The 15928-nt window shown below is 66.7% G+C and carries 19 protein-coding genes and 1 pseudogene; 4 read left to right on the forward strand and 16 right to left on the reverse strand.

Annotation, left to right across the window (positions count from 1 at the left end):
* Nucleotides 1–1032, forward strand: a 1032-nt coding sequence (locus tag GTO19_RS15955; protein ID WP_291022907.1) for a phosphate acyltransferase, incomplete at its 5' end; no start/stop codon positions are given.
* A 95-nt stretch (nt 1033–1127) separates the two neighbouring features.
* Here GTO19_RS15955 and GTO19_RS15960 read toward each other — a convergent pair.
* Together GTO19_RS15960 and GTO19_RS15965 are read right to left on the reverse strand one after the other, a co-directional pair.
* A complete protein-coding gene (locus GTO19_RS15960; protein WP_291022910.1) occupies nt 1128–2855 on the reverse strand; it encodes a PHB depolymerase family esterase in 1728 nt (575 codons plus the stop codon).
* 572 nt (nt 2856–3427) lie between these two features.
* Entirely contained in the window at nt 3428–3889 is a 462-nt protein-coding gene (locus GTO19_RS15965) for a helix-turn-helix transcriptional regulator (protein ID WP_291022912.1), read from the reverse strand.
* Nucleotides 3890–3968: 79 nt separating this feature from the next.
* Between GTO19_RS15965 and GTO19_RS15970 the strand changes: the two genes are divergently transcribed.
* The gene (locus GTO19_RS15970) at nt 3969–4418 is read left to right on the forward strand and encodes a hypothetical protein (RefSeq protein ID WP_291022914.1); all 450 of its coding nucleotides are present in this window, start codon (nt 3969–3971) and stop codon (nt 4416–4418) included.
* Nucleotides 4419–4529: 111 nt separating this feature from the next.
* Here GTO19_RS15970 and GTO19_RS15975 read toward each other — a convergent pair whose 3' ends face one another.
* The 14 genes from GTO19_RS15975 to GTO19_RS16040 all read right to left on the reverse strand — a co-directional run bounded on the left by GTO19_RS15975 (nt 4530) and on the right by GTO19_RS16040 (nt 13992).
* Complete coding sequence (locus GTO19_RS15975; protein WP_291022915.1) at nt 4530–4928, reverse strand: ACT domain-containing protein; 399 nt, start codon at nt 4926–4928, stop codon at nt 4530–4532.
* A gap of 7 nt (nt 4929–4935) precedes the next feature.
* The gene (locus tag GTO19_RS15980; protein ID WP_291022946.1) at nt 4936–5586 is read right to left on the reverse strand and encodes an RES family NAD+ phosphorylase; all 651 of its coding nucleotides are present in this window, start codon (nt 5584–5586) and stop codon (nt 4936–4938) included.
* A 53-nt stretch (nt 5587–5639) separates the two neighbouring features.
* Entirely contained in the window at nt 5640–6026 is a 387-nt protein-coding gene (locus GTO19_RS15985) for an antitoxin Xre-like helix-turn-helix domain-containing protein (protein WP_291022918.1), read from the reverse strand.
* Nucleotides 6027–6101: 75 nt separating this feature from the next.
* Nucleotides 6102–6620 carry a DUF1269 domain-containing protein gene (locus GTO19_RS15990; protein WP_291022920.1) on the reverse strand — a complete coding sequence of 173 codons (519 nt, stop codon included), beginning with the start codon at nt 6618–6620 and terminating at the stop codon, nt 6102–6104.
* Nucleotides 6621–6642: 22 nt separating this feature from the next.
* A complete protein-coding gene (locus tag GTO19_RS15995; protein WP_291022922.1) occupies nt 6643–7044 on the reverse strand; it encodes a cytochrome C oxidase subunit IV family protein in 402 nt (133 codons plus the stop codon).
* A 15-nt stretch (nt 7045–7059) separates the two neighbouring features.
* Nucleotides 7060–7764 (reverse strand): heme-copper oxidase subunit III family protein, encoded by a 705-nt coding sequence (locus GTO19_RS16000; protein WP_291022924.1) that lies wholly within the window; start codon nt 7762–7764, stop codon nt 7060–7062.
* A 26-nt stretch (nt 7765–7790) separates the two neighbouring features.
* Nucleotides 7791–8486 (reverse strand): cytochrome c oxidase subunit 3, encoded by a 696-nt coding sequence (locus GTO19_RS16005; RefSeq protein WP_291022925.1) that lies wholly within the window; start codon nt 8484–8486, stop codon nt 7791–7793.
* Between the two features lie 4 nt (nt 8487–8490).
* Nucleotides 8491–10290, reverse strand: coding sequence for a cbb3-type cytochrome c oxidase subunit I (locus GTO19_RS16010; protein WP_291022930.1), 1800 nt, complete (start codon nt 10288–10290; stop codon nt 8491–8493).
* Nucleotides 10287–11666 carry a c-type cytochrome gene (locus GTO19_RS16015; RefSeq protein WP_291022932.1) on the reverse strand — a complete coding sequence of 460 codons (1380 nt, stop codon included), beginning with the start codon at nt 11664–11666 and terminating at the stop codon, nt 10287–10289. Before GTO19_RS16015 ends, GTO19_RS16010 begins: the two co-directional genes overlap by 4 nt.
* Before the next feature lies 1 nt (nt 11667).
* Nucleotides 11668–12174, reverse strand: coding sequence for a hypothetical protein (locus GTO19_RS16020; RefSeq protein ID WP_291022934.1), 507 nt, complete (start codon nt 12172–12174; stop codon nt 11668–11670).
* A 162-nt stretch (nt 12175–12336) separates the two neighbouring features.
* Nucleotides 12337–12756 carry a GFA family protein gene (locus tag GTO19_RS16025; RefSeq protein WP_291022937.1) on the reverse strand — a complete coding sequence of 140 codons (420 nt, stop codon included), beginning with the start codon at nt 12754–12756 and terminating at the stop codon, nt 12337–12339.
* Nucleotides 12757–12780: 24 nt separating this feature from the next.
* Complete coding sequence (locus GTO19_RS16030) at nt 12781–13245, reverse strand: SRPBCC family protein (RefSeq protein WP_291022940.1); 465 nt, start codon at nt 13243–13245, stop codon at nt 12781–12783.
* Nucleotides 13246–13247: 2 nt separating this feature from the next.
* A complete protein-coding gene (locus GTO19_RS16035; RefSeq protein WP_291022942.1) occupies nt 13248–13562 on the reverse strand; it encodes a helix-turn-helix domain-containing protein in 315 nt (104 codons plus the stop codon).
* Between the two features lie 151 nt (nt 13563–13713).
* The gene (locus GTO19_RS16040) at nt 13714–13992 is read right to left on the reverse strand and encodes a hypothetical protein (RefSeq protein WP_291022944.1); all 279 of its coding nucleotides are present in this window, start codon (nt 13990–13992) and stop codon (nt 13714–13716) included.
* Nucleotides 13993–14202: 210 nt separating this feature from the next.
* Here GTO19_RS16040 and GTO19_RS16045 point away from each other — a divergent pair.
* Together GTO19_RS16045 and GTO19_RS16050 are read left to right on the forward strand one after the other, a co-directional pair.
* Nucleotides 14203–14793 (forward strand): annotated as a pseudogene (locus GTO19_RS16045) (filamentous hemagglutinin N-terminal domain-containing protein); the annotation flags it as partial.
* Nucleotides 14794–14878: 85 nt separating this feature from the next.
* A partial coding sequence (locus GTO19_RS16050) for a hypothetical protein (protein ID WP_291022945.1) occupies nt 14879–15928 on the forward strand: 1050 nt, incomplete at its 3' end.

Raw genomic sequence — 15928 nt, forward strand, 5'->3', positions numbered from 1 at the left:
TTCGCGTCCGGCACCGTCATGCGGCCCATCTTCTCGGCCGCCAAGCTGGCCACGCGCAAGCGTGTGGCCTACGCCGAGGGCGAGGAAGAGCGTGTGCTGCGTGCCTGCCAGATCGTGGTGGACGAAGGCCTCGCCCGGCCCACGCTGATCGGCCGTCCGGCCATCATCGCCCAACGCGTCGACAAATTCGGCCTGCGCCTGAAGGAGGGCCTCGACTACGACGTGGTCAACGTCGAGCAGGACCACCGCTACCGCGACTTCTGGCAGACCTACCACCGCATGACCGAGCGCAAGGGCGTCACGCAGCAGCTCGCCAAGATCGAGATGCGCCGCCGCCTCACGCTCATCGGCACCATGCTGCTGCACAAGGGCGAGGTCGATGGCCTCATCTGCGGCACCTGGGGCACCACCCAGGGCCACTTGCACTACATCGACCAGGTCATCGGCAAGCGCGCCGGCGGCAGCCCCAGCACCGCGCAGGACGTGCGCGTCTACGCCTGCATGAACGGCCTCATGCTGCCCGGCCGCCAGGTGTTTCTGGTCGACACACACGTGAACCACGACCCCTCGCCAGAAGAGCTCTGCGAGATCACGGTGATGGCGGCCGAGGAAATGCTGCGCTTCGGCATCCAGCCCAAGGCGGCCCTGCTGTCGCACTCCAGCTTCGGCTCGTCCAATGAGCCCTCGGCGGTGAAGATGCGCCGCACCCTGGACCTGCTGCGCGAGCAGGCGCCCTGGCTGGAAGTGGACGGCGAAATGCACGGCGACGTGGCGCTGGACCCGGTGGCCCGGGCCGCGCTCATGCCCAATTCCACCCTCAAGGGCGTGGCCAACCTGCTGGTCCTGCCCAACATCGACGCCGCCAACATCGCCTACAACCTGCTCAAGACGGCGGCGGGCGGCAACATCGCGATCGGCCCCGTGCTGCTGGGCGCCGCCCAGCCGGTGCACATCCTCACCCCCAGCGCCACTGTCCGCCGCATCGTGAACATGACGGCCCTGACGGTGGCGGACGCCGGTTTCCACCGCTAAAGCGCAGGCGGGGTTACCCCCCGCCATGTGCTGCGCCTGAGGCGCCTGCCGGGATGTGATCACCAAGGAACACCAGAGCACCCAGGGCGATTGCCTCAGTGACGAATCAGCGTGCCGTCGGGGGCGCGGCTGTACTTGGACAGCATCTCGTCCCACATCTTTCGCGCCTGGCCCGGGTGCCAGAAGTGCGGCACGTAGTCGGTGACCTGCCAGCGGTACTCGGCCAGACCGTCGTTCCAGATCTCGGTGCGGCGCCGGCCGTCGACCTGCAACACGGGCGGCCCCATGTTGAGGTTCACGGTCTCTCGCCAGAAGTCGCGCGCGGCCGTCTCGCCCGCCGTGCCGCCCGGGAAGCTGGTGGGCGGTTCATCGCCGCCGCGGCACTGCCAGACTGGCAGCGGCACGTTCGTCTTCACGATGGGGTTCTGGTAGCTCGCCGGACTGAGGTGCCCTGAATAGCATGGGGCGATGGCCGCGAACAACTGCGGGTACTCGACGGCGATTCGATTGGTCATCGCGGTGCCCATGGAAGACCCGTTAAGAAACAGCCGCGTGTTGTCCACAGCGTAGGTCGCCTGGATGTGTGCGAGCAGGTCCAGGAAAAAGCGCAAGTCGCGCGCGTTCGGGTCCATGGGAACAGCCCAGGTCGCGCCAATACCCTGCGGGTACACGACGATGAAGCCCTCATCTTCGGCTACCGTGTTCCAGTCGGTGATCAGGGACTGGTAACGTGCCGATCCGTTGCGGCCGTGGAACGAGAACAGCACAGGTAGCCGTTGGCCACCGGCGACCAACGCGTCGTAGTTGGACGGCAGGTAGGTCAGCCAGCGCCGCGCGCCGCCCGAAAAGTCCTTGGTGGTCTCGATCAGCTTCATCGACGAGATGGACTCGTTTCGGTGCAGGCTGCCATTGGTGCCCGTGTGGTCGGGGAAGCGGATGGTGCGGTCGAACATCTGCGTCCAGATCTGTTCGCTCACCGCCTTGGACTCACCCCTCGCGCCTGTGCGCAGGTTGGACACCTTGACCGCCTGCACTTCATTGCCGGGGAGCGCATAGGTCATGGTGTCCAGCGCGGTGGACGAATCGGCGCTGGGGGCGCTTGAAACGCCATTCGCGGTGGTCCAGTAGGCCACCTGCTTAATCTCGCTCAAGTTCAGCGCTGAACTGCTGCTACGGATGATCCACGCGGCCATCGCGGACGTGGGGCGCTCGCTTACCGGCAGCTCGAAGGTTGAGTCGGGAGCCACGCCGTCGACGCCGGCCACGGCCCCGGTGAGTTCGGGCGCGACGATCGCCAGATGCTGAGCATGCGCCGCCCCTGCGCCGACGCCGGTCAGGTACATCTGGGCGTTGGAGGCGAGTGAAAACTTGGTCTTCACCGCGGATGAGGCGGCATTGATGTAGTCCAGCTCACCGTTCGACCCGATGTCCCAGGTCTTGTCCTTCGCGTTGGGAAACAAGACGATGAAGCCATACGCGTCCGCCACTTCGCTCCAACGTGTGCGGTCGGCATTCGCCTGGCCGTCCTGTCCGTTGTCGTGCAGGGAGATCACGATGCGTACGCCCCTGGCGTCATACTCTCTCAGGTCGGCGATGTTGGCGGGTGCGTAGACGAAGTAGTCGCGCTCCACGCCGTTGACCGTTACCGCGACCCGTTCGAGCGGGACTGGACTAGCGGGAATGTCGGGTTGAGACGCCACCGGGGGCGGGGTGTCTGCCGGTGGGGCGGACCCGCCACCCCCGCAGGCGACTAGGGTGGCCGCGACGGCCAGCGCGCCGAATCGGGCCGATTGGCGATGGCGCTTTGCATGCATGCTTGACATGTTTTGTCTCCAATGATTGTTTTGATGGCGGCCGCCCCTCCGCCTAGCCCATACGAGGCGTGCAACACCCTGGCTCGCTGGCTAAGGCACGCGCGCGAGCAGGACGACTTGGGGGTACCGGTTACTGCTCCGGGTTCGCGAATTTCGAGGATCTCGTGCCGCTCCTTTTCCGTTGTGGCCGGAGGCGCATCCTCGCGAATGGAGGCATGTTTGAACAATGCCGTTTTTCTTGACTTTCATGCTTTGAAAGCAGCGACCTGCCCGGACACGACATTGGGACTGAGCGCTCCCTCGGCCTTTTGCCTATCGGGCGAATAGGTCAAGTTCCTGCGCCATTTAAGCGCTCTACTTCGTCAGTGCTGTTTCAACTGCCCCGGCCCCAAACTGATCCCCAGAAGCTGGACGAATTTCAAGAGGATCCAAGAAGAAAACGGTCGATCCGAGTCTAAAGATCTGTGCGTCCGCAACGGGGCGCAAAACGAACGCTCGCCGCCCGAGGCCAGCCGGCCGCTCACGCTGCAACTGAGACGCTCGGAGTGGCCCAGTAACCGCAGGGCCAAGCCGGCCAAAACCTACCTGGTCAGCAGCGCTTCGATTGACAGATCGAGTGCCACGGCTAGCCTCGCCAGCGTGTGCAGCGACGGGTTGCGTGCCTGACGTTCGATGTGCGCGATGACGGCTCTGCCGACACCTGATTGCTGCGCCAAGGTTTCCTGGGTCAGCTTCAACCTCTTTCTCGCCGAGACGAGGTTCGATGCCAGAACCTCCTCGATCAAGGTTGCACCGTCCTGTCGGGCCACGGGCCTTTTCCCCACCAGCGAATCCGTTGTGACGCCGAGGGCCCGCGCCAGCTTGTCGACGGCGCGCAATGACACGTTGACATCCCCCTGCTCCAGCAGTTGAAGCATCCGCCGGCTGATATGCGCTTGCTCCGCCAGCGCACTGGAGGTCCAGTTGCCCTGTGCTCGAAGCGCACGGAGGTTCGCCGCCAACTGGGCGAGAACCAGCAGGGTTGCAGGGGGTTGTTCAGACACCAAAAAAGGTTGGCACCGAACATGGTCGAAGTGCTAGTTTGGTGCACAATTTGCGGTCGGTTTTTTTGGGAGCCCACCCGTGTTCATCACCGCCCCCGGCCTTGTCCAGTTTCTCCATCCCTCAAAGGTCGCCCTGAGCCAGACCCACTGGCCCGCCATCACGCTCGCGCTGGAGCGGCCCTGGTACTTGCTCGTCCACGACGTGACCTACAACGGCAAGAAGGTCTCGCAGACCTCCCTGGTGGCCTGGGACCACACGCTGCTGGACCTGCTGGCCCAGATTCCCGTGGCGGACCTCAGCGGCATCGCGCGCCTGGACCGGCGCCACGATGTGGGCTCGAGCTGGGCCCTGGAGTGGATAGGCGCGCTGTGGACGCCTGCGCCTTGCGAGTCTCCTGCCCTTGGCCCCTTGCTGTTCAAGCTGGGCGCCGACCCGCAAGTGCGCAATACCGACCTGTTGCCCGTGGCCGAGGCCCCAGGCCGGCGTCTGCTGTTCGAGGCGTCTTCGAGTCGGCCTGGCGGTGGGTGACCCTCAGGCGTCGTCAGGCAAGCCATACCGAACCTTGCTGACCCCATCCATCGCGATGGGGTGCCATCTGATGTGCGTCGGCAACACGCCTCGGGCGCGCCGGCGCCCGCGTCAGCCGGATCGGGACAGGTCGCCCAACACCCGCAGCGCGTCGTCCAGCCTGTCCCTGGGCACGAACAGGTGGTCGTGATGAAACGCCGACACCACGTTGCACGCGATGCCCTGTTCCGCCAGCGCAGCGCTGATGCGGGCCAGGAAGCCCACGGCGTCCAGGGCCGAATGCACCGTCAGGCTGAGCAGGTGCGATTCGAATTGGTGGGGCAGCCCCAGCGCCTGCGCCTGCAGCAGCGGCACGATGGCCGTCAGGCCCTCGGCCTCATGGAAGGTGCAGACCGGGGTGAGCGCCGGTGGCAGCTGGCCGTCGGGGAAGCAGCAGAAGACGAAGACCTCGGGGTGGACCGAGGGGGTCATCTGTTGGAGGAGGGTGGGGAGGTGGTGTTTGGCGGGCATGTGTTGTTCAGAAGTCCCACGCCCAGCGCTGCGCGCCGCGCATGAGCATCACCCGATGTCGCGTGGCCTTGCAGTGCCAGGTCTGCAGGGTGCCATCGAGGCCGCCTGAGGGCTCGCGCAGGCATTGGGGCACCAGGGCCACCGCACACAGGTGCCCGGGCGCGCGCACCGATTCGTATCTCAACCATTGCACGCCATGCACCACCGCCGCCTCGGCCAGCGCGTGAGTGGCTGTGTAGTCGCTGGCCTTCGTCCACGCCTCGCGCGATTGGCGCCACGGCAGGGCGCTCAGGTCGATGGACATGCCCTCAACCAGCCCCTGGAAGAAGCTGTGTTCGGTCAACAACTCGCGCTCGCGCAGGCCCTCGCTGTCCATGACGAATCGCTGGCGCCAGTACGCGACTTCTGCGCAGGCAGCGAATAAATCCTCGGCCCCATACCACTGTCCTTTGGCATGCGCTGGCCGAAAGCGGCTCGCGTGCGCGGGCGCGTAGCGGAAGGGCGTGGCCAAGAGGTAGTGAAGCCCTTGGCCTGCGGGCGGCAGGGCCGGTTTGCTGGCGTCCAGCAGTTGTTCGAGCAGCGCCTGCTCTTCAGGCCGATCGACCAAGCGCATCGTGGAGACGACGTGCTGGGCCTCGACGCCGCGCCAGGCCTGCATGGTGCGCACGGCGGTTGATCCCTCCGCCTCGAACCATTGATGGCTCCAGGCGCTCACGCAGGCGCCCGCATGCCGTCCAGGTAGTTCAGCGTGGCCACCAGGCCTTCTGCCTTTTGAATCAGTTTGATGGGCGCGCCGCCCAGGGCGTCGTTGGGTGTGCTCATCCAGACTCGGCGCTTGCCGTCGTCCGTGCCCACCAGCGCGTCCAGCGACCGATACACGCGCACCAGCAGCAGGGCGAGCTCGCCTTCCTTGGATTGGGGGTTGAGGGTCTTGTCCCCGCGCACCAGCCGCGAGACGGTGGGCTCACTGAGCCCCAAGGTGCGGCCAAGGTCGGCGCCGGTCAAGCCCAGCAGTTGACCGGCACGCACCGTCGCTTTGGCCAGAACCTGATCGGCCTGGGGGGCATCGGTGGCAAGGGGTGCAGCGTGGCGTTTCACGGTAGTTGGACTTTGATGCTTTCAGGAGAAATATACCAGCCTGAAACACAAAAAAGTATGGTGATTCTGGCCCCCTCACGGAAACGCCGGAATGTCCGGCTCCGTCCCCTCCAGGTGCGCCTCGGGGTGCAGTTCGTGCAGGCGTTTCTCGATGGCCTCGACGCGCCACATGGGCACGTCCACCATCAGCAGCACCCGGCCGCGCTCGATCTGGTCGGTGAAGCGCTGCAGGCGCTTGCTGGGGGTGGAGATGCCGATCATGGAAGACGTCCAGGTGCCGAACACGGCGCCGAAGATGGCGAGTGCGGGGGCGACGATGCCCCACTGCGTCTCGGGGCCGCCGATGGGGTAGAGCACGGCCACCAGCGCCCCCAGCAGCCCGCCGACGCCGGCGCCGACGATCAGGCCCATCTCGGCCGAGCGCACCACGTCGGAGGTCTGCAGCACGTTGGCCGCGTGCAGGCCGCGCATGTCGCTGCCTTCGCGGGCGACGAAGTGGATGTGGCGCTCCTCGATGCGCGCCAGCAGCAGGTCGTCCATGGTGGTGCGGGCGCTTTTCAGGTCAGGCAGAAGCCAGTAGATGCGTTTGCGCATGATCAACTCCTCTCGGGCGGTTTCAATGGTGGGCGCTTGTCTTGGCATCCTCCAGCGGCGCGAAGAACTCGCCGCGCGACAGGAAGGTGTAGTCGGCCTCCAGCGCACCGATGCCGATGAGCGTGATCAACAGCAAGGGCGGCACCAGGATGGCGTAGATGAGCGCCAGGCGCTCCCAGACCATGTGCATGAAGACGGCGACGATGAGGCCCGCCTTCAGCAGCATGAACACGACGATGAGCGACCAGCGCCACAGGCCCTGCAGCTGGTAGTAGTCGACCATGTAGGAGGCCGCGCTCAGCACGAACAGCAGGCCCCAGATCTTGAAGTAGATGCCCAGGGGATGGTGCTGGCCCTGGTCGTGGGCGGGCTCGTGCAAGCCGCCGCCGTGCCCGGTCTGCTGTGCGTGTTGTGCCTGGTCCATGTCGGGCTCCCCGGTCTACCAGAGGTAGAAGAACGCGAAGATGAACACCCACACGAGGTCCACGAAGTGCCAGTACAGGCCCATGATCTCCACGATCTCGTAGTTGCCCTTGCGGTGGGTGAGGAAGCCGGGCCGCTCGTGTTCGAGGTCGCCGCGCGCCACCTTGGCGGCGACGATGAGCAGGAAGATCACGCCGATGCTCACGTGCGTGCCGTGAAAGCCCGTGATCATGAAGAAGCTGGCCCCGAATTGCGCCGCGCCCCAGGGGTTGCCCCAGGGCCGCACGCCTTCGGAGATCAGCTTGTACCACTCGAAGGCCTGCATGCCGACGAAGGTGGCGCCCAGCAAGGCGGTGGCCATCAGCAGCCAGAAGGTTGTCTTGCGGTCGCGCCGGTAGCCGTAGTTGACCGCCAGGGCCATGGTGCCGCTGCTGGAGATCAGCACGAAGGTCATGATGGCGATGAGCAGCAGGGGCACGTTCTCGCCGAACATCATGAGCGAGAACACCTCGCTGGGGTTGGGCCAGGGCGTGACGGTGGACATGCGCACCGTCATGTAGGCGATGAGGAAGCTGCCGAAGACGAAGGTGTCCGAGAGCAGGAAGATCCACATCATGGGCTTGCCCCAGGGCACGCCTTTGAAGGCACGCTGGTCCGAGGCGATGTCGCGCACCGCGCCGCGCCAGCCTTCGCCGCCTGCCACCGTCGCCGGGTTCGTCATGGTTCGCCTCCGTTCCGATGGTCCGCTCAGATGGGCGTGGAGGAACAGATCGCCAGCCCCAGGTCTTCCGACACCAGGAGGGCGTAGAGCAGCACCCACACCGCGAGCAGGAAGTGCCAGTAGGTGGCGCACAGCTCGGCCGCCAGCCGTGTGCGCGCGGGGTCGGTGCCGCGCCAGACGCGCCGCGAGGCCCGCGCCCAGGCCACCAGCCCGCCCAGCACGTGCAGGCCGTGCACCGCCGTGAAGAGGTAGAAGAAGGCCGTGGCCGCGCTGCTGGCGAGCAGGAAGCCGGCCTCGTGGTACTGCTTCCACACGAGGAGTTGGCCCGCCAGGAAGGCGAAGCTCAGCAGGCCGCTGGCGGCCAGGCCGCGGCGCAGCTTGCTGGTGTCGGCCCGGCGCGCGGCGAACACGGTCCATTCCATGGCGATGCTGGCGCCCGCCAGAAAGGCGGTGTTGAGCAGCAGCAGGCGCGGGCGCGGAATGGGGCTCCAGTCGGCCAGGTCCAGCCGCATGGCGTAGGCGCTGGCGAACAGCACGAACAGCGAGCTGGCCACGCCGAGGAAGACCCACAGCGCCACCTTGGCCGTGGGCCTGGCCGTCAGGCCCACGCGCACCTCGGGCACCACCACCTCGGCGCGCCAGGGCTCCACCAGGGTCTGGCGCACCAGCCACCAGACGATGACGGCCATCATCAGCGCAAAGAAGCTCAGGCCGATGGTCATGGCATCAGGCTCCGGGTGGCCGGTCGTCCCTGGCCCAGGCTTCGGCCGCCACTTCCGAGGGCGGCACGTTCTGCGGGATGTAGTCGGTCCTGAGGCCCGGCACGCCGTAGTCGTAGGCCCAGCGGTGCACCGTGGGCAGCTCCGGGCCGAAGTTGCCGTGGGCGGGCGGCGTTTCTGGCGTCATCCATTCCAGGCTGGTGGCCTGCCAGGGGTTGCCGCCCGCGGGCTTGCCCCTGAAGTAGCTGTGCGCCAGGTTGTAGAGAAAAACCAGTTGCGCGGCGCCGACCACGAAGGCCGCCAGTGAGATCCAGGCATTGAGCAGGTGCGCCGAGTCCGGGATGAAGCTGGTGCCGCCGACCCCGTAGTAGCGCCGCGGGATCCCCATGAAGCCCAGGTAGTGCATGGGGTAGAAGATGGCGTAGGTGCCGACGAAGGTCACCCAGAAGTGCAGCTTGCCCAGGGTGTCGTCGAGCATGCGCCCGGTGATCTTGGGGTACCAGTGGTAGATGGCACCGAACACCACCAGCACCGGTGCGATGCCCATGACCATGTGGAAGTGGGCGACGACGAACATGGTGTCCGACAGCGGCACGTCGACCACCACGTTGCCGAGGAACAGGCCCGTGATGCCGCCGTTGACGAAGGTGAAGATGAAGGCGATGGCGAACAGCATCGGCACGTTCAGGCGGATGTTGCCCCTCCACAGCGTGAGCACCCAGTTGTAGACCTTGATCGCCGTGGGCACCGCGATGATCAGGGTGGTGGTGGCGAAGAAGAAGCCGAAGTACGGGTTCATGCCGCTCACGTACATGTGGTGCGCCCACACGATGAAGCTCAGTCCGCCGATGATGAGGATGGCCCACACCATCATGCGGTAGCCGAAGATGTTCTTGCGCGAGTGCACGCTGATGAGATCGGACACGATGCCGAAGGCCGGCAGCGCCACGATGTAGACCTCGGGGTGGCCGAAGAACCAGAACAGGTGCTGGAACAGCAGCGGGCTGCCGCCGGTGTGGTCGAGCTGCTGGCCCATGGAGACCAGCGCCGGCATGAAGAAGCTGGTGCCCAGGGTCTGGTCGAGGAACATCATGATGGCGCTGACGAGCAGCGCCGGGAAGGCCAGCAGCGCGAGGATGGTGGCCATGAAGATGCCCCACACGGTGAGCGGCAGCCGCATCATGGTCATGCCGCGGGTGCGGGCCTGCAGCACGGTGACCACGTAATTGAGGCCGCCCATGGTGAAGCCGATGACGAACACGCCCAGCGAGATCAGCATCAGCAGGATGCCCCAGCTGGCGCCTGGGGTGCCGTCCAGGATGGCCTGTGGCGGATAGAGCGTCCAGCCCGCGCCGGTGGGCCCGCCGGGCACGAAGAAGCTGGCCACCAGGATGAGCACAGCCGCCAGGTACAGCCAGTAGCTGAGCATGTTGATGTAGGGAAACGCCATGTCGCGCGCGCCGACCATCAGCGGAATGAGGTAGTTGCCGAAGCCGCCCAGGAACAGCGCCGTCAGCAGGTAGATCACCATGATCATCCCGTGCATGCTCACCAGTTGCAGGTAGACGGCCGGGTCGATGAACGAGACCTGGCCCGGAAAACCCAGCTGCAGTCGCATGAGCCAGGAGAACACCAGCGCCACCAGGCCGATGGCCATGGCCGTCAGGCCGTACTGGATGGCGATGACCTTGGCGTCCTGGCTCCAGATGTATTTGCCGATGAAGGTCTTCGGGTGGTAGAGGTGGACCTCCGCCACCTCCGCCGGTGGGGCGATTTCGGTTTCGTCGTGCGCCGCATGCGTGCTCATTGCGCCTCCCCCTTGGTGCGGATTCCACGCGAGTTGATGTAGGCAACGATGTCACCGACCGCGGCTTCGTCCTTGAGCATTCCCGAGACCAGTGCCATCTGCCCGCCGTGGATGTCCTGCGGGTGCACGCCGCGCACGCCATCGCGGAAGTTCGTCAGTTGCCTGGCCAGGTACCAGTCGTTCATGCCTTGCAGCCGCGGCGCGTTGGTGGCGGCGATGCCCTGTCCCTCGGCACCGTGGCAGGAGGCGCAGGTGGCCCAGCGCGCGCGCCCTTTCTCGGCGTTGCCGATGATGGTGTTGGCCGGCCGGGTGTCGGGCAGCGTGGCGATGTAGGCCACCACGTCGGCGATGGCGCGGGCATCCGCCAGCGTGGCCGCCATGGGCGCCATGGTCTTGCCGAAGCGGTCCCTCTCGTGCGTGCCGCGGGCGCCGCTCTTGTACAGGTGCAGCTGCCGCTCGAGGTACCACGCGTTCTGTCCGGCGAGCTTGGGCGCGTTGAACGCCAGATTGCCTTCGCCATGGGCGCCATGGCAGGCGGCGCACACGGCATAGAGGCCCTTGCCGATCGTGACATCGGGGGCTGGCCGGTCGCCCAGCTGGGCGTAGGTGGGCTGCTGTTGCAGCCAGGCGGCGTAAGCGGCGGGCTCCTCCACCACCAGGCGGCCGCGCATGGCGAAGTGGCCGACGCCGCACAGTTCCTCGCACAGCAGGTCGAAGGAGCCGGTGCGCGTGGGCGTGAACCAGAAGTAGGTGACCAGGCCGGGCACCAGGTCCATCTTCACGCGCATTTCCGCGATGGCGAAGTTGTGCAGCACGTCCTTGGAGCGCAGCAGCAGCTTGATCGGCTCGCCCAGCGGCACCCGCAGCTCCGGCGTGCTCAGCAGGATGTCGTCGCGGCCGGCGGGGTCGGTGGGGCTCATGCCGAAGGGGTTGGCGTCGCTCATGTAGCGGGCGTGGGTCCTGCCGAGCTTGCCGTCCTGGCCGGGCAGGCGATAGCTCCAGTGCCATTGCTGCGCCACCACCTCCACCACCCGTGCGTCCTGTGGCGCGTGAACGACCTGGGACCACACCACCAGGCCGGGCGCGAGCATGGCGGCGACGCCGACGGCGGTGAGGATCAGCAGCCACCACTCGAGCTTTTTGTTCTCGGGCTGGTATTGGGCGTGTGAGCCGGGGCGGTGGCGGTAGCGGATCACCGCCCAGGCCATGAAGAGACTGAGCGCGACGAAGACGGCACCCGTCACCCAGAAGGTGATGCCGATGGTGGTGTCGATGGCCTGCCAGTTGGAGGCGATCGGCGTGAAGTACCAGGGACTCAGGAAGTGGAAGAGGACCGAGCCCAGCGCCAGGACGACGAGTGCAAGGGCGATCGCCATCCTAGGGCTCCGCCGCTGTCCGTTTCAGCCGCCAGTAGAGGAAGGCGGCCACACAGCCGAAGACGAGGTGCGCGGCCAGGGTTTCTGCGCCGCGCAAGAGAGCCAGCCAGGGGAAGAACGCGGTGAGCACACCGAAATTCAACAGGTACAGCAGCCATCCCATGGCCGCGCCCGCCGCCAGCGCCTTGAGCGGCTCGGTGTCGAGCCGCAACTGGACCAGCAAGCTCGCCATCACCAGCCCGAAGACGATGCCCAGCGCGTAGTGGGTGATCAGCGCGATGGAAACCACGCCCACGCTGAAAGGGTAGTCGGCCGGGGGTGGGGATGCGCCGCTGAAGATCAGCGCAATCATGTGGGACGTCCGCCAGGGGCCGTGGGGGTGGAAGATGGCCGACCAGAGCAGATCCAGGACCATCAGCACGGCACCTGCGGCGAATCCTGCGACCGCTGCCGCAGCCCAGTCCACCGCGCGCCATTGCCAGCTGCGCAACCCAAGAAACGTGTCCATGGCGCCTCCCTCTGTCGAGAGATGTCCCCATGCTGTCCCGGCTTGCGCCGGAGCAACGCCGGTCGTTCTTGTACACCCGTTGAAGCGGCAAAGCAATCCAGCGCGCCGGCTCACGGTGATTGCTGCGCTGCAGTGCAAGGCACGCTGCAGCGCAGCGAGCCTTTAGCGAGGTGGCATGCGATCGAACACCGTCAACGCAGGATCGACCACGTCCCAAGGGAGACCGCGCACGCCATAGGTGAGGGCCTGCGGCGCGAAGCGAGCGGGTTCGTCCAGGCTGCCCGCAGGCACGGCGATCAGGTCCGGCATCGCAGCAAAGCGCAGGAAGACCGGCGTGCCGCACACCGGGCAGAAGGAATGGGTTTTCACGTTGCCGCTGTCGGTCTTCACGTCCCAATCGCTGGCCTCGCCGGTGATGGCCATGTCGGCGCGCGCGGCGAAGGTGAGCCAGGCGCCGTGGCCGCTGCCGCTGCGCTGCTGGCAGTGGCGGCACTGGCACAGGTTCTGGAACACGGGCGCGTGGGGCGTGGAATAACGAATCGCGCCGCAGGCGCATCCGCCGGTGTAGATGGGGGTGCTCATGTCGGGCTCCGGTGGGGGTGGTTGTCAGGCGGCCTTCGGCTGCGCGAAGACGTCGATGCCTTGCCCGGTTTCGAGCAGGGATTTGAGGCTGGAGAGCACGATGGGCCAACCCTTCTGGATGCCCGTGGCCATGCCGCTGCCCGCCTGCAGTTCGTCGTGGGTCACCGTCAGGCGCACCATGCCGTCGTACTCGGCGATGTCGAAGCTGACGCGACTGGCGGCGGCGGGGTCGTCGGCTTGCGAGGGGTTGGCCCAGCTGATGACCAGGCGCCTGGGTGGCGCGATCTCGATCACCTTCCCCACCAGCTTCACGTCGCGTTGCTCGTCGGCCCGCACGTGCTGCCAGGGCGATCCGGGTGCCCAGTCGGACACGTTCTCGTGGCCCCAGTAGCGGCGCGCGATGTCGGGTTGGGTGATGGCCTCGAACACCTTGTCGGGTGTGGAGCGGATGTAGGTCACGTAGACGAAGCTGGTCTTGTCCTGGCTCAAGGTCACTCTCCTTCGAGTTGCTGCTTCAGGTCGTGCAGCAGGCTCAGCCGCTGACGTTCGAATTTGCGCACCCACCGCTCGTACACCTCGTGCAGCGGCACCGGGTTGACGAAGTGCAGCTTCTCCCGGCCGCGCCACACCGTGCTCACCAGGTTGGCCGCTTCCAGCAGCCCGATGTGTTGCGTGGCCGATTGCCGCGTCATGTCCAGGTGCTCGCACAGTTGGCCGAGCGTTTGCCCGTTGTTCTCCACCAGCAGGTCGAGCAGCTTTCTGCGTGTGGGATCGGCCAGTGCCTTGAAAACCTTGTCTGCGTCCATCGGTGTTGTGAGTGCGTGGGTGGACTATATGCAGGCAAATACCTGCATGTCAAGTGTGGGGTTGGCGAAGGTCTTGCGGGAGAAGGGTCGCTCGGACGGCGTCAGGGCTTGGGCGCGCCTTCGGGCCCGGCATCGAAGTCCTCCGGCGGCGTCAGCCTGAGCAGGGCCTTGGCCTGTTCCACCGTGCCGGCCAGCCACTGGTCCAGGTCGCCACGTTCGGGGAGAAGGTCGGAATCAGACCCCAGCGACCCACCACCAGCTCGGTGTCGTAGCCCGCGTCATTGCGCGCGCGGCGGATGAAGGGGCCGGCCTGGCGCGGGAACAACTCGACGCCGAACGCCGGCAGGATCCAGGCGTCCTGGTTGTGGCGGCCAATGTGCCATTCGCGTTCGATGGCGGCTTGGCGGGGGGTGATGTAGCGGGTGCACATGCGGGCGGGGCGGCGGGGTTCTGATGAATGTCTGAAGCATGCACGAAACCGGCTTGAACTACCGCCTTGGCGGTATGGGCGCTTCGCGCCGCTCCTGATGTGATCGCGCGCGCCGTGCAAGTGGCACGGCGTTGGTGATCCGCATCAAGGAGGGAGAGGATGAACAGGAACCGCCACCGCGTGGTGTTCAACGCTGCGCGCGGGCTGCGCATGGTGGTGGCCGCGCTGTGGTTGCCCGGTGCGAACGCCCAGATCGTGGCGGACCCCAGCGCCCCCGGCAACCAGCGTCCCACGGTGCTGACCGCGCCCAACGGCGTGCCCCTGGTCAACATCACCACGCCCAGCGCCGCCGGTGTCAGCCGCAACACCTACCGCCAGTTCGACGTCGGCTCCCCCGGCGCCATCCTCAACAACAGCCGCACCGCCACGCAGACGCAACTCGGCGGTGGGGTCGCGGGCAACCCCTGGCTCGCCACCGGCCCCGCGCGCGTCATCGTCAACGAGGTCAACTCCAACAACCCCAGCTACCTGCACGGCCCCATCGAAGTCGCCGGCCAGCGCGCCGAGGTCATCGTCGCCAACCCCTCGGGCATCCAGGTCAACGGCTCCACCTTCATCAACGCCCTGGGCGTCACCCTCACCACCGGCACCCCGGTCTACAAGGGCGGCTCGCTCGACTCCTACATCGTGCAGCGCGGCAGCGTCGGCATCTTCGGTGGCGGCCTGGACACGAGAGGCGCCGACTACACCGCCATCTTCGCGCGCGCCACCGAGGTCAACGCCGGGCTCTGGGCCAACTACCTGAAGCTGGTGAACGGCGCCAACACCGTGGACGCCGCCACGCACGCGCCCACGGGGCCCGCCACGCCTGTGGGCGAGCCNNGGCATGTACGCCAACCACATCTTCATGGTCGGCACCGAGAAGGGCCTGGGGGTGAACAACGAAGGCGTGCTCTCCAGCGCGGCGAGCAACCTGGAGCTGCACGCCGACGGGCGTCTCATCAACAAAGGCGCGCTCATCGCGGGCGGGAACCTGAACGTGAAGGTGCAGGCGCTGCACAACGGCGGTCGCGTCTACGGCGAGCAGGTCGCCATCGCCGCCGAGCAGGTGGTCAACGAAGAGAACGCCGTCATTGCCGCGAGAGAGCGCCTGGCCATTGAGGCGGGTGAATCCATCAGCAACCAGCGCGGCGCACTCCTCCTGAGCGCAGGCGACATGGCCCTCTTGGCCGACCGGGTGGAGAACCGCTCCGCGCGCATCGAGGCCCTGGGCGATCTGGACATCGACGCGCGCGTGCTCCTCAACGCCAACGAGCACCTGCAGACCGAAGTCATCCGCGACGGCGGCGCCACCACCACGCGCACCCTGTACTTCACCGCCACGGGCGCAGTCGATGCGACCGAAGTCGCCTGGATGGCCGTCAAGCCCGTGGGGTCTATCTTCGGCGACGGGGCGTGGGACGAGTACAGCGCCCACGGCCGCTCCTGGCTGTTCACTCAGGCCAGCGCGCAGGCCCTGGCGGCATCCGACTCCGTGTTCGCCGACCCCCGCCTGGCCACCTGGTACCACGGCCCCGAGCCGTATGTGGCCGCCGGCATGGTCACCCAAGGCAGCGGCGACAGCGAAACCCTCGTTTGGGCCGAGGCCCAGTTCGCCTACACCCGAGACGACCCGATCTGGGCCGCCCTGGGCATCGCCCCACCCGCGGGCGACGCCCCCGGCCCCATGCCGCGCCCCCTCAGCGCCGACAGCGAGATCAGCGGCGACACGCCCCAGTACCGCGAAGCCCTGCAGCAATGGCAGGCGCAGGCCGCCCCCTGGGTGGCCCTGGGCCAGAAGCTCACGGTGCTTCGAGGTGCCATCAACGCCGAGCTGCTCCCCTTCGACATCTACCAGCGCGTCACCGAGACCCAGCCCACGCTCAAGACCGTTCAC

Origin of the sequence: Hydrogenophaga sp. (genome assembly GCF_011772445.1) — a bacterium.
Lineage (GTDB): Bacteria > Pseudomonadota > Gammaproteobacteria > Burkholderiales > Burkholderiaceae_C > Hydrogenophaga.

Excerpts from the sequence above, each read along its gene's own strand:
- GTO19_RS15960 (WP_291022910.1), bottom strand. The coding sequence starts at position 2,855 with ATGTCAAGCATGCATGCAAAGCGCCATCGCCAATCGGCCCGATTCGGC.
- GTO19_RS15975 (WP_291022915.1), bottom strand. The coding sequence starts at position 4,928 with ATGCCCGCCAAACACCACCTCCCCACCCTCCTCCAACAGATGACCCCC.
- GTO19_RS15980 (WP_291022946.1), bottom strand. The coding sequence starts at position 5,586 with ATGCAGGCCTGGCGCGGCGTCGAGGCCCAGCACGTCGTCTCCACGATG.
- GTO19_RS15990 (WP_291022920.1), bottom strand. The coding sequence starts at position 6,620 with ATGCGCAAACGCATCTACTGGCTTCTGCCTGACCTGAAAAGCGCCCGC.
- GTO19_RS15995 (WP_291022922.1), bottom strand. The coding sequence starts at position 7,044 with ATGGACCAGGCACAACACGCACAGCAGACCGGGCACGGCGGCGGCTTG.
- GTO19_RS16000 (WP_291022924.1), bottom strand. The coding sequence starts at position 7,764 with ATGACGAACCCGGCGACGGTGGCAGGCGGCGAAGGCTGGCGCGGCGCG.
- GTO19_RS16005 (WP_291022925.1), bottom strand. The coding sequence starts at position 8,486 with ATGACCATCGGCCTGAGCTTCTTTGCGCTGATGATGGCCGTCATCGTC.
- GTO19_RS16010 (WP_291022930.1), bottom strand. The coding sequence starts at position 10,290 with ATGAGCACGCATGCGGCGCACGACGAAACCGAAATCGCCCCACCGGCG.
- GTO19_RS16015 (WP_291022932.1), bottom strand. The coding sequence starts at position 11,666 with ATGGCGATCGCCCTTGCACTCGTCGTCCTGGCGCTGGGCTCGGTCCTC.
- GTO19_RS16020 (WP_291022934.1), bottom strand. The coding sequence starts at position 12,174 with ATGGACACGTTTCTTGGGTTGCGCAGCTGGCAATGGCGCGCGGTGGAC.
- GTO19_RS16025 (WP_291022937.1), bottom strand. The coding sequence starts at position 12,756 with ATGAGCACCCCCATCTACACCGGCGGATGCGCCTGCGGCGCGATTCGT.
- GTO19_RS16035 (WP_291022942.1), bottom strand. The coding sequence starts at position 13,562 with ATGGACGCAGACAAGGTTTTCAAGGCACTGGCCGATCCCACACGCAGA.
- GTO19_RS16040 (WP_291022944.1), bottom strand. The coding sequence starts at position 13,992 with ATGTGCACCCGCTACATCACCCCCCGCCAAGCCGCCATCGAACGCGAA.